The organism is Wenzhouxiangella psychrophila (assembly GCF_042310375.1).
Lineage (GTDB): Bacteria > Pseudomonadota > Gammaproteobacteria > Xanthomonadales > Wenzhouxiangellaceae > Wenzhouxiangella.
Genome location: NZ_JBHJMQ010000008.1, coordinates 14,201 through 29,680 on the forward strand (window position 1 = coordinate 14,201; position 15,480 = coordinate 29,680).

Annotated in this window: 13 protein-coding genes; 10 read left to right on the plus strand and 3 right to left on the minus strand. The window is 62.2% G+C overall.

What is annotated here, in order from left to right:
* Positions 1-117 precede the first annotated feature (117 nt).
* The 10 genes from fabR (at position 118) to aceK (ending at position 9,824) form a co-directional block, all read left to right on the plus strand.
* Positions 118-798 carry an HTH-type transcriptional repressor FabR gene (gene fabR / locus ACDC66_RS10870; protein WP_376696744.1) on the plus strand — a complete coding sequence of 227 codons (681 nt, stop codon included), beginning with the start codon at positions 118-120 and terminating at the stop codon, positions 796-798.
* 181 nt (positions 799-979) lie between these two features.
* Positions 980-2,200 carry a DUF418 domain-containing protein gene (locus ACDC66_RS10875; RefSeq protein ID WP_376696745.1) on the plus strand — a complete coding sequence of 407 codons (1,221 nt, stop codon included), beginning with the start codon at positions 980-982 and terminating at the stop codon, positions 2,198-2,200.
* A gap of 123 nt (positions 2,201-2,323) precedes the next feature.
* Complete coding sequence (locus tag ACDC66_RS10880) at positions 2,324-2,797, plus strand: hypothetical protein (protein ID WP_376696746.1); 474 nt, start codon at positions 2,324-2,326, stop codon at positions 2,795-2,797.
* Between the two features lie 169 nt (positions 2,798-2,966).
* Complete coding sequence (locus ACDC66_RS10885; RefSeq protein WP_376696747.1) at positions 2,967-3,614, plus strand: hypothetical protein; 648 nt, start codon at positions 2,967-2,969, stop codon at positions 3,612-3,614.
* Between the two features lie 76 nt (positions 3,615-3,690).
* Positions 3,691-4,065, plus strand: a complete 375-nt coding sequence (locus tag ACDC66_RS10890; RefSeq protein ID WP_376696748.1) for a SnoaL-like domain-containing protein — start codon at positions 3,691-3,693, stop codon at positions 4,063-4,065.
* 10 nt (positions 4,066-4,075) lie between these two features.
* Positions 4,076-4,657 carry a VOC family protein gene (locus ACDC66_RS10895; protein WP_376696749.1) on the plus strand — a complete coding sequence of 194 codons (582 nt, stop codon included), beginning with the start codon at positions 4,076-4,078 and terminating at the stop codon, positions 4,655-4,657.
* Between the two features lie 39 nt (positions 4,658-4,696).
* Positions 4,697-5,956, plus strand: coding sequence for a DUF418 domain-containing protein (locus tag ACDC66_RS10900; RefSeq protein WP_376696750.1), 1,260 nt, complete (start codon positions 4,697-4,699; stop codon positions 5,954-5,956).
* Between the two features lie 16 nt (positions 5,957-5,972).
* Positions 5,973-6,347, plus strand: a complete 375-nt coding sequence (locus ACDC66_RS10905; RefSeq protein ID WP_376696751.1) for a nuclear transport factor 2 family protein — start codon at positions 5,973-5,975, stop codon at positions 6,345-6,347.
* A gap of 54 nt (positions 6,348-6,401) precedes the next feature.
* Positions 6,402-7,883 carry an SMP-30/gluconolactonase/LRE family protein gene (locus tag ACDC66_RS10910; protein WP_376696752.1) on the plus strand — a complete coding sequence of 494 codons (1,482 nt, stop codon included), beginning with the start codon at positions 6,402-6,404 and terminating at the stop codon, positions 7,881-7,883.
* Between the two features lie 201 nt (positions 7,884-8,084).
* Positions 8,085-9,824, plus strand: a complete 1,740-nt coding sequence (aceK, locus tag ACDC66_RS10915; protein ID WP_376696753.1) for a bifunctional isocitrate dehydrogenase kinase/phosphatase — start codon at positions 8,085-8,087, stop codon at positions 9,822-9,824.
* A gap of 99 nt (positions 9,825-9,923) precedes the next feature.
* Here aceK and purT read toward each other — a convergent pair whose 3' ends face one another.
* The 3 genes from purT to ACDC66_RS10930 form a co-directional block, all read right to left on the minus strand.
* Entirely contained in the window at positions 9,924-11,105 is a 1,182-nt protein-coding gene (purT, locus tag ACDC66_RS10920) for a formate-dependent phosphoribosylglycinamide formyltransferase (protein ID WP_376696754.1), read from the minus strand.
* Positions 11,102-13,369: a S9 family peptidase gene (locus ACDC66_RS10925; RefSeq protein ID WP_376696755.1), complete on the minus strand. Its 2,268-nt coding sequence runs from the start codon at positions 13,367-13,369 to the stop codon at positions 11,102-11,104. The genes purT and ACDC66_RS10925 overlap by 4 nt, the downstream gene beginning before the upstream one ends.
* Positions 13,370-13,454: 85 nt before the next feature.
* A complete protein-coding gene (locus tag ACDC66_RS10930; RefSeq protein WP_376696756.1) occupies positions 13,455-15,476 on the minus strand; it encodes a sulfotransferase in 2,022 nt (673 codons plus the stop codon).
* Positions 15,477-15,480 lie beyond the last annotated feature (4 nt).

Sequence of the window (15,480 nt, forward strand, 5' to 3'; positions counted from 1 at the left end):
GAATGAATTGTCAAGTCCGGCGCCGGCTTGCGGCCAGGCCGCGCTGCGCTCCGGGCGGCGAGGCGGGCGCTGTGGCGGGCTGGGATATACTGGAAAGATGAAAGAGAAATACTTGCCATGAGCGCCGGATCGAACGCGCCCCGGCGCGCTCGCGACGGGTCCAGGGCCTCGCCGCCTGCGACCCGCAGTGAACAGAAGCAGCGAACCCGTGAGCAGCTTCTGAATGCTGCGCTGGATCTGATGGAGTCGGGCCGCGGCTTTTCCTCCTTGAGCCTGCGCGAGGTGACGCGCGAAGCCGGCGTGGTGCCGGCAGCCTTTTACCGGCATTTCAGCGATCTGGACGAATTGGGGCTGGCCCTGGTCGAAGCCTGCGGCCTGACCCTGCGTCGCTTGCTTCGCGAGGCGCGCCAACAGGGTTTGCCGCCAACCCAGCTCCTGCGCAGCTCGGTGTTGATCTACAAGAATTACGTCAAGGACAATCACCGCTATTTCCGTTTTGCCGCCAGTGCCCGCGGCGGTGGCTCGCCCCGTATTCGCAAGGCCATCCGCATCGAGGAGTCGCATTTCGCCAATGAAATGGCCCAGGACATGCGCGACATGAACCTGATGCCGAGCCTGCCGATGGATGCGCTGGAAATGATTTGCGGGCTGGTGGTCACCACCATGATGAATGCCGCCACCGACATTCTCGATCTGCCCGAAGGCCAGGCCCAGGCCGAGAAGGAACTCACCGAGAATTTCATCATGCAACTGCGCCTGATCTTCCTGGGCGCCCGCAGCTGGGATCCGTCGCGTTAGCAGCGAGTTGCGTTAGTGGGCCATGCGGCTGAGCGTTACCTTATTGGCCGCATGGCCCACTAGCGACTTCGTTTGACGCAAAAATGACGCAAGTTTGACGCTGGCAGCGTTGATTTGCTGCCGGCCGCGGCGCAGTCTGTTTTGTGATGAACATCACACTCAATCAGCCTGGCGGCGCGGCATGACTGACCTCGCTCCGATTGCAAGCCACGAGCGCCACGAAGTGCTGGACGCGCTCAGAGGCTTTGCCCTGTTCGGCATCTTCCTGGCCAATATCCGCTTCTTCAGCGGCTGGGAGTTTCTCGGTGCGGAGCAGCAAAACGCCCTGGCCGGCAGCGCATACGAACTGATCGATTTTCTGCACCTGGCCGTCATCGACGGCAAGTTCTATACCCTCTTCTCCTTCCTGTTCGGGCTGGGCTTCGCGCTTCAGCTCCAGCGGCTGGAAGGGCGCGGCGCGCCTGCCAGTCAGATCTACCTGCGCCGGACGAGCATCCTGCTGGGCTTTGGCCTGATCCATCTTTTCGTGTTCTGGGTGGGTGACATTCTCACGCCTTACGCGCTGCTCGGTTTCGTGTTACTCGCCGCCCGTCGCTGGACCGACGGGACCCTGTTGATCGTCGCGGGCCTGGCGTTTCTCGCGCCCATCGTCGGTTACGCGCTGTTTTGGGCCTTGGGCGTGGATCCCAGCCTGGGCTTGTACAACCTGGCCTATGCCTTGATGCCACCTGGGGCTCAGGATCCGTTGGTCGAGCTCCGCCTGCGCGACTGGAGCGAGCGGCTGCAAGCGTCTTTCGGGCTGGGGGTGCTTCGCTTCGGCTATCTTTTCGACACCTGGCGCTGGCCGAAGCTGTTCGCGATCATGCTGCTAGGCCTGTGGGCCGGCCACAGGCTCGTGCGCGGTGAGTTGCTCGGTAACACCCGGCTGCTGGTCGGGGTGCTGGTAATCGGTGGATTGTCGGGAGCCATCGCCGGTCCGATCCTGGCCGCACTCGACGGGATCGGCTTTGACCGTCCGCATTCCCTGAACGGCTTGTATGCCGTCATCGCCTATACCTTTGCCGTGATTCCGCTCGGGCTGGCCTATGCCGCCGGGTTCGTGCTTCTTTGGCGCCGCGCTCCGGGCAGCCTTCGGCTGCTGGCTGCGCCCGGGCGAATGGCGCTGACCAATTATCTGGGCCAGACCCTGATCGGGCTGACGGTCTTCTACGGCGTCGGTCTGGACCAGGCCGGCGAGTGGTCGATTCAGGTCCTACTGGCGTTCGCCTGCGCAGTGTATTTCGCCCAGGCTGTCCTCTCTAATCTCTGGCTCCAAGCATTCCAGTACGGCCCGATGGAATGGCTCTGGCGGGCGCTGACCTACGGCACAGCGCCAACGCTTCGGCGAGCGGTAGCGTCATGAAAGATGGTCCCAACCAGCCGGAAATGATTTCGTGCAGGAAAGAGGCTTGTCTCCAGACAGCCGGAAACCACGGAAACGCAGTATCCAACTTCAACACTGTCAAAACACTAATAAGGACATGTTATGCAACGTTCAAATCTTGTGCGCACATGCGCAATCACTTTCTCCATTTTTCTGGGTGTACTGATCGCCGCACCCGCTTCCGCACAGCTCGAGGTCTGGGAAGACTACGAAGTCTCGGACGCCGCCTGGACCGTAACGATGGTCAAGCTTGATCCGGGCACCCAGGACATTTATCTGGAAGGGCTGAAGTCGACCTGGGTCGCGGGCAATGATGTGGCCAAGTCGCTGGGTCATCTTGAGGATTATGCGATCTATTCCAACCAGGCCGTCGCCGAAGGTGCGTTCGATCTGCTGCTGGTGATCAAGTTTCCGAGTACCGAAATGATGGCGCCGAGCCGTGAGCGATACAACGAGTTCATGGAAGCCTGGGGACAGGAAAACATGGATGCCAGCAACGAAAAGGTTCTCGAGCTCTACAACAAGATCCGTGAAATCCAGGGCGAGTATCTGCTGCGGGAAATCACGATCAAGTAATCAGGTCGTCCACTGCGCTGCAGGAGCCGTTTCTCCTGCAGCGTGGCTAGACTCCCTTCGAACATGCTAAAAGGAGAACTGCCGTGTACCGTTCAGGTCTTGAGCGCGCAGTTGGAAGCAGGACGGTAGGCAGTCAGCTTGCTTCATGTCCGTTCCCCGGAGAGGAGCCATGAGCACGACGGTCTCAGGTCTGGAGTTTCGGACGTCTACCCGTTCGTCGGCTAGCTCGTTGACCCGCTTCGTCGATCGATGGATCTTCGTGCTGATGGCGGCGTGGTTCATCGTAATCACGCTCACCGGATTCATCCCCACTTCCCTGGAGAAAATCGCCGCCGTCGAGGTCGGCATGCGGCCACCCTTCCCATTCATGCTGCATGCGCACGCCGTGCTGATGGGTGCGTTACTTGTGCTGCTGCTGGTTCAGGCCCTACTGGTGGCAACGGGCAGGCAGCAACATCACCAGAAGCTTGGCGTGGCCGGCATCGTGATCGCCCCCGCTCTCGTGGTGGTAGGTTGTCTTCTGGTGCCGATCATCCACCACCAGGTCTGGGGCATGATGCAGGCGACTCCGCCTGAAGCGCAGGCCGAGCTTCAGCAGATCATGGTCATCATCAACAACATCATGCTGCTGCAGATTCAGGTCGGCATCCTGCTCGCGGTGGCCCCGATGTTCATCTGGGATCTGCTGCGCACACGGAAGGTGCACAAGGCCTACAGCCTCTGGCTGGCGGGCTGCCTGCCTTCCTCCGTACTGATCTACCTACTCTGGAACACCGACTGGTGGCAGGCCGCCGCACCACGACTGGTGGGTCTGTGAGCCCGAATGTATCGATGATCGATCTGCGCGTCGTGATGGAAACCAACGACGCCGGCCTGGACGCAAGAGCCAAGTCATGAGCGAACGCCCGCCGACCACGGCCGATGTGGCCGCTGGCTTCACGGCGCTGTGGCAGGCCGGAGAATTCCGCGCCGCCGGCGAGAGGTACTGGGCGACTGACGTCGTGAGCATCGAGCCGCATGGGCTGCCCGACGGCAGCGATTCGGTCTGCCGGGGGATAGATGCGGTACGCACCAGAAACCTGGGCTGGCTTGCGACCCACGGCATCGAGGACTTGAGCATCGACGGTCCTTTCGTGACCGGCGATCACTTCGCATTGTTCGCCGACATGCTGATCGCCCACGCCGGCCGACGTACGCCGCACAGCCGCATCGCCGTATTTGCCGTACGCGACGGCCGGATCGTCGAGGAACGCTTTTTTTATGAATGAGGAGACCTTTATGACTGCTACCCCAAAAGCCCTGGCCCACGTGGTCTACCGCACCCGACGCTTTGCCGAAATGCTGGCGTGGTACAGCGCCGTATTTGGCGCCAGGGTTCAACACCAGAACCCGGCGATGAGTTTTCTGACCTTCGACGATGAGCACCATCGTTTCGCGCTCCTCGACCTGTCGGTGATCGACCCGGACGGTTCGGAGCCCGAAACGAAAAACTGGGTCGGCGTCGACCACCTGGCCTGGACGTACCCGTCCCTGGAGAATCTTTTTGCCAACTACGAGCATTGCAAGGCCAACGGTATCGAACCCTACTGGTGCGTCCATCACGGACTGACCATCTCCATGTACTACGCCGACCCCGACGGCAACCAGATGGAGTTCCAGGTCGACGCCTTCGATACCGCCGAGGAATGCAACGCCTATATCTCCGGTCCGCCTTTCGAAGTTAACCCGGTCGGCGTCGAGTTCGATCCCGAAGAATGGCTCGCGGCCGTGCGTGAAGGCGGTTCCCTTGACGATTTCCGCATACGCACAGAGCATGAGCCGGTCTCGCCGATTCGAGGCGCAGTCAGTGCATTGCTCTGACGCTTTGCATAGGCCCGACCCGCAGCCGGGGCTCGAGCCATGATCCTGACGCTTGACACCCCCGCGCTCGTGCCGACGTCGAAACGCGATCGCTATGTCGTGATGGACGTGCTGCGCGGCTTCGCGCTTTTGGGCGTCATGCTGATGAACCTCTACGAGTTCGGCGGCGTGGATGTGCTGATTACCGCCGAGCAACTGGCGGCCCTGCCGTCGGAAGTGCTCGACGAGCGGTTTCAGTTCTGGTTGCAGCTATTCGTTTACAACAAGGCCAACACGCTGTTCGCTTTCCTGTTCGGGCTGGGTTTCTGGGTGCAGATGGAGCGCCTTCAGGCGCGCGGGGCGCCTTTCCGGTCGATCTATCTTCGACGTGCCGCCATCCTGCTGATCCTTGGGTGGATCCACCTGCTGTGCCTGTTCGGCTGGGATATTCTGCACATCTATGGCATCGCCGCCTTCATCCTGTTCTTTTCCCGAAAGCTGCCGGATCGGGCGCTGCTGTGGATCGGTCTCACCCTGCTGCTGTTCGCCCGCCCGTTCGTGACCTGGGTTTTCGAGGCCGGTGGGATCACGGCGCTGTTCGACGATCCCGATGTCGCCGAGGCCGGTGTCCTGGCCCGCCAGGCGGCGGCGCAGTCCGGTGACTTCTTTACCTTTATCGCCCTGGTGAATCAGGACTACCTGCGGTGGGCCCTGACCGGTGGACTGTTCGGCTGGATCTTCTACGCCCTGGGCCGCTTCTTCATGGGCGCCTGGGTCGCACGCCGGGGCTGGATCCAGAACGCGGCCGACAATCTGCCCCTGTTTCGCCGCTGTCTCTGGCCGCTACTTGTCACCGGCCTGCTGTTGGAGAGCGTTCATCTGTTCACCGAGGATGTGTCCGGGGACGCGCTGTCCGGCCAGATGGAGCTGTTGCGCACGCTCCTGCACGTCGTGGCTACGCCCCTGATTGCGGCGGGTTATATCTGCGCGATCGTGCTGCTGTTCCACGGCCGTTCGTTGAGCTGGTTGGTACGACCGTTCGCACCGGTCGGCCAGATGGCCCTGACCAATTACCTGAGCCAAAGCGTCGCCATCATCCTGATTCTCACATCCGTAGGACCCGGACTCGGGCTGGCGGGCAAGGCCGGCGCTTCGACGTTCGTGCCGCTGGTGGTGACCTTCTTCGCCGCGCAGATCGTGTTCAGCCATTTCTGGATGAAGTTCTTTGCCTTCGGCCCGGCCGAATGGCTCTGGCGCACCCTGACCTACGGGACCCGGCCGCGCTTCATTCGCACCGCGGCCCAACCGCAATCCACCTGAACAAGGAGAAAAGTGGATGAATAATCCTCTCGCAGAGGACGATATTCGCCAGATCGAGGCGCTGATGGTTACCTACATCGGAGGTGGCCGAACCGGGAGTGTGGCAACCCTGCGTCCGCTCTTTCATGAACTGGCCACGATCTGCGGCTACGTCGGCCCCGATCTTTTCGCGGGTCCGATCGAGTTGTTCTACGACTGGCACACCGAGAACGGGCCGGCGGCTGACCTCGAGGTCGGGGATAGCCGGATCGACGTCGAAGGTACCGCCGCCAGCGTTCGAATCGAGCTCCACAACTGGACCGAACATCGTTTCACCGACTTCTTCACGCTTGTCAGGATCGAAGGCCAATGGCAGATCATGAGCAAGGTGTTTTACCTGCACCCGGAGTAAGGATTACCGAAGACTTGGCCCAACACACAATCCAGTTCCAGAAGGAATGCCACCATGCAACGATTCATCCTTGCGCTTCTCGCCCTCTCCTTGGGCACTTCCGTTCAAGCCGGCACATCTGGTGAGGCATCGTCCCGTTCAGTGGTCGAGAGCGTCTATACCTTGTTCGCCGTGGGCGACATGGAGGGATTCGCCGGATTGATGGCGCCGGATATTGTCTGGAACGAGGCTGAAGGCAATCCCTATGCCGATCTGAACCCCTACATCGGGCCCGAGGCCGTCATGTCCGGTTTGATGGCCCGCCTGGTCAGCGAATGGGAAGACATCAGCGTTATACCGCACGAGTATGTCTCCGAAGGCGGTCGCGTCGTGGTCTTCGGCCGCTACAAAGAAACCTGGAAGGCCACCGGCAAGAAACTCGACATTCCGTTCGTGCATTCCTGGACGGTGCAGGACGGCAAGCTGGTCGCATTCCAGCAGTACACCGACACGGCCGCCTTGGTGGCGACGATGAATGATCCATCGGCCTCAGGCGACGTCACGCAGTCGCATGTCGGCGCACTGGAGCAGGTCGCGCTGGTGCCGGCCGATCGTTCGCTGGTACGGCCCGAAGACGGTGTGATGCTCGCCGACGGCACCCTGCTGATCGCCGACCAGGTGCACGGCCTCGTCGCGCTGAGTCCTGATGGCGCCATACGCCCGTTCGGCGATTTCAAGTCAGCAGGATACATTCACGAACCGCCGGCCCGAAGCGCCGGCCCGAATGGCGTCGCGCTGGAGCCCGGCGGAATCCATGTGCTGGTGGCCGATGTGTTGACCGGGGCCATTTACCGCGTCAACAGTCAAACCGAGCAGGTGGTCCGGATTCATCAGCACGAATTCGGTGTCAATTCCGTCCGGCGCGACCGCAGCGGAGCGGTCTGGTTTACCCAGTCGACTGAAAACAACGGTCCGCATTCGGAGGCCAGGATGTTCGCGGCCGTTGATGAGAAACCCATGGACGGCGCGCTCTTTCGCCTCTCGCCAACCAATGATCACGAGCCTTTTCCCGAGATCCGGCGCATGGATTCCGGGTTTGACTTCGCCAATGGCCTGGCGATTGACGAAAAGCGAGGGTACCTGTACGTGGCGGAAACGATGGCCGATCGCATCATTGGCTACCGATTGTCGATGCCCATCGGCAGACTGTCGAACCGACGCGTGATCGCCGAGGTTCCGACACCGGACAACATCGAACTCGACTCCGCCGGGCAGCTCTGGGTTGCCTCACCGATCGCCAACGCGCTGCTGGTCGTTGACCCCGAATCCGGCGAATGGTCGACGGCTTTCCATCCGCAAACGGAAGAACACGATCGGCTCATGGTCGAGTGGCGGCGTCGGGCCCAAAGCGGCGAACCGCGCCTTGAACTTTTCGGCCCGGACATGTGGTCGCCTTTGCCTGGGCTTGTCACCGGCATGATCCTGACCACCGAGGGCGGCCCTATATACCTCACCGGTCTGGGCAACGCCCTGGTCCAACTGACGAATACGGAGTAGTAGCCGCCGACTCGGAACGTGCCGGTATGGGTTGACGGGAAGGGGCCGGGTGATCGGGTGGGGCGGGACTGCTGACGACGTACCCGGTCTGGACACGCATGGCTACGCGTGGCCCACCAGGTTGTTCGAAGCGGTGTAATCCCAATCCACGCGGGGTTGTTTACGCCCTGTTGGCGCATCAAAGGGCGCTACAATTCCCGCATGTCACGATTGGTGGACAGTCAGCGCCAGGATCGGCGTCATCGGAATCTGGTCAGTGAAGCCAGCGCGTTGGTCGTGGCCGGCTTCGACGACTACAACGCCAGTTTCTCCGACATTACCCGTCGCGGCCGGCGCCGGTTCGAGCAGGGTGACCGGAGCGGCATGCGTGCCGACGTCGTTGCCCGTCTCGAGCTTTACGACCAGATCATCAACGAGACCATCTCGCGCCTCGAAGGGCTGCTGGCCAATCGCCTGTTCTCACGCAGCATCTGGCGCGACATGCGTGCCGTATTCGCCAGGCTGATCGAACGCAAGCTTGATGCCGAGCTCTACAAGACCTTTTTCAATACGATCACGCGACGTCTGTTCAAGACCCGCGGTGTGGATTCTGCCATCGAGTTCGTTGCGTTCGACTTCCAGCCCAGCGATCGCATTACCCATCCGGTCGCTCGCTACACCTATATCGTGGGCGAACGCCTGGCCGACGCCTTCGGGCGAATTCTGGAGGATTACGCGTTCGGTCTGCCCTGGGAGGATGCCGAACGCGATGCCGGACGCCTGGCCGAGCGCATGGAACAGGTGCTCGAGGGCGACGAGGCGCTTTCGATAGAACTGCTCGAAACCGTCTTCTATCGCGAGGGGCGCGCCTATCTGGTCGGCCGGGTGCTGGGGCGTTCCCGGCACGTGCCCTGCGTGATTGCACTTTGCCGTCGTGACGACGCGATCGCCGTCGACGCCTTGCTGACCCGTCGGCTGCAGTTGAGCATTCTGTTCGGCTACACATACAGTTATTTCCTGGCCGATCTGCCCACCGTGGCCGATGCTGTGGTGTTCCTCCGCAGCCTCCTGCCCGACAAGCCGGTCGACGAGCTCTACTCCGTGCTTGGCCGCGCCAAACAAGGCAAGACCGAACGCTACCGTGCTTTCCGACGTTACATGAGCGACCATCCCGAGGAGCGTTTCGCAGTGTCCGAGGGCAAGCGCGGCATGGTCATGGCAGTATTCACGCTGCCTGGCTATCCTCTTGTTTTCAAGCTCTTGCGCGACAAATTCGCGCCGGAGAAGACCATTAAGCGCCATCAGGTGATCGAGCGTTACCAGTTGGTCTACCGCCATGACCGGGTCGGGCGCCTGCTCGATGTGCAGGAATTCAAGTCATTGCGATTCGAGCGCGACCGTTTTTCGTCTGAATTGCTCGATGAGCTGCTCGAGGAATGTTCACGCGTGGTCCGACTCGACGGCGACGATCTGGTCATCCGGCACTGCTATGTCGAGCGCCGGGTGCGGCCATTGGACCTTTACCTGTCCGAGGTCGAGGCCGGTGGGGCGCAGCAGGTTCTGGTCGACATGGGGCAGGCATTGAAGGATCTTGCACGGTCGAACATCTTCGCCGGCGACCTGCTGCCCAAGAACTTCGGCGTGACGCGCTCCGGGCGGGTAGTCTTCTACGACTACGATGAACTGGCGCTGCTGACCGACTGTCGATTTCGAAAAATGCCGAAAGCCCGCGACGATATCGACATCTACAGCGACGAGACCTGGTTCCACGTCGCCGATAACGACGTCTTCCCGGAGGAGTTTCCACGATTCATGGCGCTCAAGCGCGAATACCTGGCGGTGCTCGAAGACGCCCACGGCGAGCTTTTCGAAGCCGAGTGGTGGCAAGAGGTCCAGCAGCGCATTGCCTCGGGCGAGGCGCTGGATGTGGCGCCTTATGGGGAGGAGGCGCGACTCGGATGACTCGACATTTCGTAGAACGGGGTTACATCCCCGACGGACGACCTGCCGTCAGTGGTCAGTAGTCAGGCGCACAGACCGCAGACCACAGTCCAAGTCATGTCATAGTTTGATGCCAACGGCATCACGAGCTTTCGTCGCCTTGCGGCGTGCATCGGCGACGCTGTCGCCGCGCGCGAGCGTCACACCCATGCGGCGGCGGCCGGCAACCTCGGGTTTGCCGAACAGGCGCAGGTCGGTGTCGGGGCGGGCCAGGGCCTTGTCCAGGTTCTCGAAAACCACGTATTTCGACTCGCCTTCGACCAGCAGCGCGGCCGACGCGCTCGGTCCGCGTTGCACGATATGCGGAATCGGGAGGCCGAGGATGGCGCGGGCGTGCAGGGCGAATTCCGAGAGGTCCTGCGAGATGAGCGTGACCAGGCCGGTGTCGTGCGGTCGCGGCGACACTTCGCTGAACCACACTTCGTTGTCCTTGACGAACAGTTCAACGCCGAATATCCCCCGACCGCCAAGTGCATCGGTGACTGCCCCGGCAATCCGCTCGGCTTCCATGCGCGCGACTTCGCTCATCGGCTGCGGTTGCCAGGACTCGCGGTAATCGCCGTCTTCCTGGGTATGGCCGATGGGCTCGCAGAAGAGCGTGCCGTCGGCGTGGCGCACGGTCAGCAGGGTGATCTCGTAGTCGAAATCGACGAAGCCCTCGATAATCACCTTGCCTTCACCACTGCGTCCGCCCGACTGGGCGTAGTCCCAGGCCGGGAAGATGTCGGCTTTCTGTCGAACGAGGCTCTGACCCTTGCCGGACGAGGACATGATCGGCTTGATCACGCAGGGGAGGCCGATTTCGGCCACGGCTTGCTCGTATTCCTCGCGCGATTCGGCAAATCGATAAGGTGATGTGGGCAGTTCCAGTTCTTCCGCGGCCAGCCGCCGGATACCTTCGCGGTTCATGGTCAGGTGGGCGGCCCGGGCGGTGGGAATGACGTTGTAGCCTTCGTTCTCAAGCAGCAGGAGGGCGTCGGTGGCGATTGCTTCGATTTCGGGAACGATGAGGTGGGGCCGGTCCAGTTCGACGATGCTCAGCACGGCCTGGGGGTCGAGCATGTCGATGACGTGGTGACGATGGGCCACGGCCATGGCGGGTGCATGATCGTAACGATCGACGGCAATGACTTCGCAGCCCAGTCGCTGCAGCTCGATGACCACTTCCTTGCCCAGTTCGCCGCTTCCGAGCAGCATGACCCGTGTCGCGGTGGCCGAATACGGCGTGCCGATTTCCGTCATTGCATCGTGTCTCCGCCATTCTCGCTTTCCCCCTCAAGCAAATGCCGGTCGAGGAAATCGGTGATCGTGCGATAGACGTGCAGCCGTGGACCGTCCCCGGCTATGGCGTGTTTCTCGCCAGGATAAGTCATTAATTCAAAGGGATATGAACGGTTTTGAAGCTCATGCATGAGCTTAGTCGAATGCGTGAAAAGCACGTTGTCATCAGCCATGCCGTGGACCAGCAGCAGCGGATCGGTCATGGCATCGGCATAGGTCAGGACGTTGCCCTGCTCATAGACGTCCGGCTGATCCTGCGGCCGGCCCATGTAGCGCTCGGTGTAGTGGGTGTCGTAGAGCGTCCAGTCCGTGACCGGCGCGACCGAAACGCCGGCGGCGAATTCGCCCGGGTACTGGGCCAGTGCCATCAGGCTCATATAGCCGCCGTAGCTCCATCCGAACATGCCGATGCGGTCTGGATCGACGAAATCCTGCTGTCGCAGCCAGTCCACACCAACCATCTGGTCGGGCATCTCGACCTGGCCGAGTTTCAGGTGGGCGGCGTCCTGGAAGGCCTTGCCCTGACGCTCCACGCCGCGATTGTCGAGTGAAAACACGACGTAGCCGCTGCGGGCCATGTACTGGTCGATGAGCATTCGCCGCGACCAGCTGTCGGTCACCATGCGGTGGGTCGGGCCACCGTAGACGTGAACGAACACCGGATATTTCTCTTCGGGATCGAAATCCGTCGGCCGGATCAGGCGGTAGTGGAGTTCATGGCCCTCGGGCGCAACGATGGACCCGAATTCCGTCGCTTGGTGTCCGTCGCGATAGGGGCCGTACGGATGCTCATCATCGAGTCGGTTCTCCACCAGCCAGGCCAGGCGCTCGCCGTCGACATTCTGCAGGGACAGCTGCGGGGGCTGCCGGCTATTGGAGAAAGTGTCGACGTAGACGCGGGCATCTTCATCCATGCTGACCTCGTGCCAGCCGGAACGCCGGGAAATCCGGTTGACGACCTCCGGTGAGCGGGTGATCAGCGATTGGCGGTAGAGGTGCTTCTCGGTTGTCGAGACCTCCGACCCGGTGAAGTACACCATGCCCATTTCTTCGTCCACACCGGCCAGCTTGTCGACCTGCCAGCTCCCCTCGGTCAGGCGGCGGATCACCTCGCCTTCGTAGTCGTAGAGGTACAGGTGGCGGAATCCATCGCGTTCGGAAGACCAGATAAAGGCCGGCATCCCGCTGAGAAAATGCAGGTCGTCGTGCAGGTTGACCCAGGTCTCGCTGGTTTCGGTCAGGATCGTGCGCGACTCGCCGCCGTCGATGTTGGCGATGACCAGCTCCAGCGTTTGTTGGTCGCGGCTCTGGCGCTGAAAACTGAGCTGCTCGCCGTTGGGTACCCACTTGACCCGCGGGATATAGATGTCGGTCTCCTCACCCAGGTCCATCCAGGTGGTGTCACCGGACTCGATATCGATCACGCCCAGCCGGTAGGTCACGTTGTCGGTGCCGGCGTAGGGGTAGCGCTGTTCCACCATTTCGATGCTCTCGGCATTGACCTCGTAGCGGCGCGTGACCTCGACCGGCGATTCGTCGATCTGCAGGAAGGCCACGTGCTGCCCGGTCGGGGACCACCAGAAGCCTGTCGAGCGTCCCATTTCTTCCTGCGCGATGAATTCGGCCACGCCGTTGGCGATGGTTTCGGTCGCACTGTCGGTCAGCGGCCGGGCTTCGCCTTCCTCGGTGCCGACCAGCCACAGGTCACGGTCACGCACGAACGCCACGTGTCGGCCGTCGGGTGCGATCTGCGGGTCGGTATCGAAGGCCTCGGAATCGGTCAGTTGCCGTACCGCTCTTTCTTCGGCCTCCATGTCCAGCGCGAAGATATTGCCGCCGATGGGGAATAGCAGGAAGCGGCCGTCAGCTGACCAGCGATAATCGACGATGCCGCGCAGGTCGGCAATCCGTTCGCGCTCGCGCCGGGCCTGCTCGGCGGCGGAGAGTTCGACCTCGCCGGACATTACTTCATCGGCAGCCACGAGCACGCGCATCGTCTCGTCCTCGACGTGATACTCCCACAGGTCAAGGAGATTGCGATCGTCCTCGCGCGCCTTCAGGAACGTTACGCGGTCGCCGGCCGGCGACAGTTCGGCCTGGCGCAGGGCTGGCCCCGCCAGATCGGGGCTGGAGAAGATGCGCTCGAGCCGGAGTGGTTCGTCCTGGCCGAAAACGGTACCGGTGAGCAGAAACGAAATGAGGAGGACGGTCAGTCGCGTACGCATCTTGGATTCCAGGTGAAATGAACGGTCAACATACTATTGTCGAGTCCCGCACTGCCCATGGCAACTCTGCCGGGCGGCGTCAGGCTCATTCAATCGAATAGCCCAGGTTGGCGGCGTGGGGTGCCAGGGTCTGCATATAAGGCTCGAGATGTCTTCGGTAGCGATGCCAGCGTCCGGCGGCACGCTGGTAGATGTCCTCGCTGACCTGCTGGTAGCTGGGCGTGCGAATACGACCGCGCTCTCGTGTGCGTTGCTGCGTGTCGACGAGGCCGGGATGCCACGAAAGGTCCAGAAATTCACATATCCGTCGCAGCTCTGCCTCGGGGTCGGCCACGAGATCTTCGTAACGAATGCGCGTCAGCCGGTCGGCAACCGTCGGGGCGATGGCTTCCCATGCCGTCATGACCGCTTCGTAGAGCCGGACCGTGCCTTCCAGCGTCGTCGTGTGAATGAGCGTGTCGGTGGCCTCGAACAACTGCATATGATTGCTGATGATCAGGTCGCAGGGATGACGTAGCGCCAGGATGAAGGTCGCTCGCGGCAGAAGGCGCCGGATGAAGGCGGCGTCGAGGATGCGCAATGGCATCTTGTCGATGATCAGTTCGGGGCGGCGGTCATCGGGCAGGTATTCGGCCAGGTTCTCTCGGTAGCGCTGGCTCAGCTCCGCAAGCTCCGGCTCGCCCAGGCGGTCGATGCCCTCGGGATAGCCGCCGTGCCGTTGCCGGACCCTCTCGACCACTGGCTCCATGGTGGGCTTTTCCTCGATGCTGGCCGTGTCCGGATGGGCGTCGAGCATCGTATCGAGCAGGGTGGTGCCCGAGCGCGGAAAGCCGATCAGGAAGCAGACACCTTCACCGGCCCATCCTGGAGCGTCATCACTCGACGGCTGCCAATGCTCGGCCCAGTGCCGCATACGCTCGATTCGCTCGAATGCGGCATTGCGGTCGATGCCGGCCGCGCGCGGCTCATTGGCGGTAATCTGGTTGGCCACCGTCATGGCCTCCATCGCCTGGTCGGCTTCGCCGATACGATCCAGATTGAGCGAGGCCTCGTGGAAGTATTGCTGGGCCTGGCGCGGGGGCAGGGCGTTGGGATCGATTGCCTGAAGCCGCTGTAGCGCCTGACGGGGGTCGCCGCGCCGACGGACCAGGCGGGCGGCCTGGACCAATAGCTGCGGGTGATTCGCTGCCAGTTCGAGCCCCCTGTTGACGGCCTGCTCCATGTCGTCGAGGCGGTTGGACAGTTCATGCACATCCGCCAGCTCGGCCTGGATATCGGGGTCATCGGGTGTCAGTGCCCGCGCCCTCTTGAGGTGATCGACGGCCCTGGCATCATCACCCAGCTCATTGCAGACCGCACCGAGGAAACGATGGGCCAGCGGGTGTTGCGGGGCCGCGGCCACGGCCTTTTCAAGGCGATCCCTGGCCGCTGAAAGGTTGCCGAGCAGTTGCAGTGCCAGGCCCGAGTAAACCAGGGCATCACCGTCGTCCGGATCACGGGCCAGCAAGTCCTCGAAACAGGCCAGTGCGCCGTGCGCGTCGTCGCTGTTGAACAGCGTGATGCCCAGATCGAGGCGGGGCTGGCGCAGGCCGGGGGACTGTTCCAGCGCGTGTTCGTAGGCCTTGATCGCCGAGGCGATGTCCCCGCTTGCGCGCAGGGCATGCGCCAGCGCCGCCCAGCCTTCGGCGAAATCCGGCCGGTGATCGACTGCGCGACGAAGTGCAGCCAGGGCGCCGGTCTGATCCCCGGCGTTGTGAATCGCGCGGGCCAGGTGGAGTAGGGCGGCAGGATCTTCCGGCACCTGTTCGAGGACTTGGCGGCAGAGTGCGGCCGCAGCCTCGAACTCACCCGCGGCGTGATGCAACAGCGCCCGGTCGATCGGCTCCTGCGAGTTTCGCGCGAGTTCGAGTGCTTCCGGCACGCGCTGTTCGGCCAACAGGTAGTCGCGCAGGGCCGCGGCGCAGGCCCCATCGTCGCGGCTTTCACGCAGTAATTGCTCCGCCTCACGGGATTGGCCGGCGGCGAAAAGCCTGTTTGCCTGCTCGAGAGCAGAGTTGGAATGGTGCGCGGTCATGAGGAAATGCTTGAGCTTGAGGAATGCTGGCATTCTA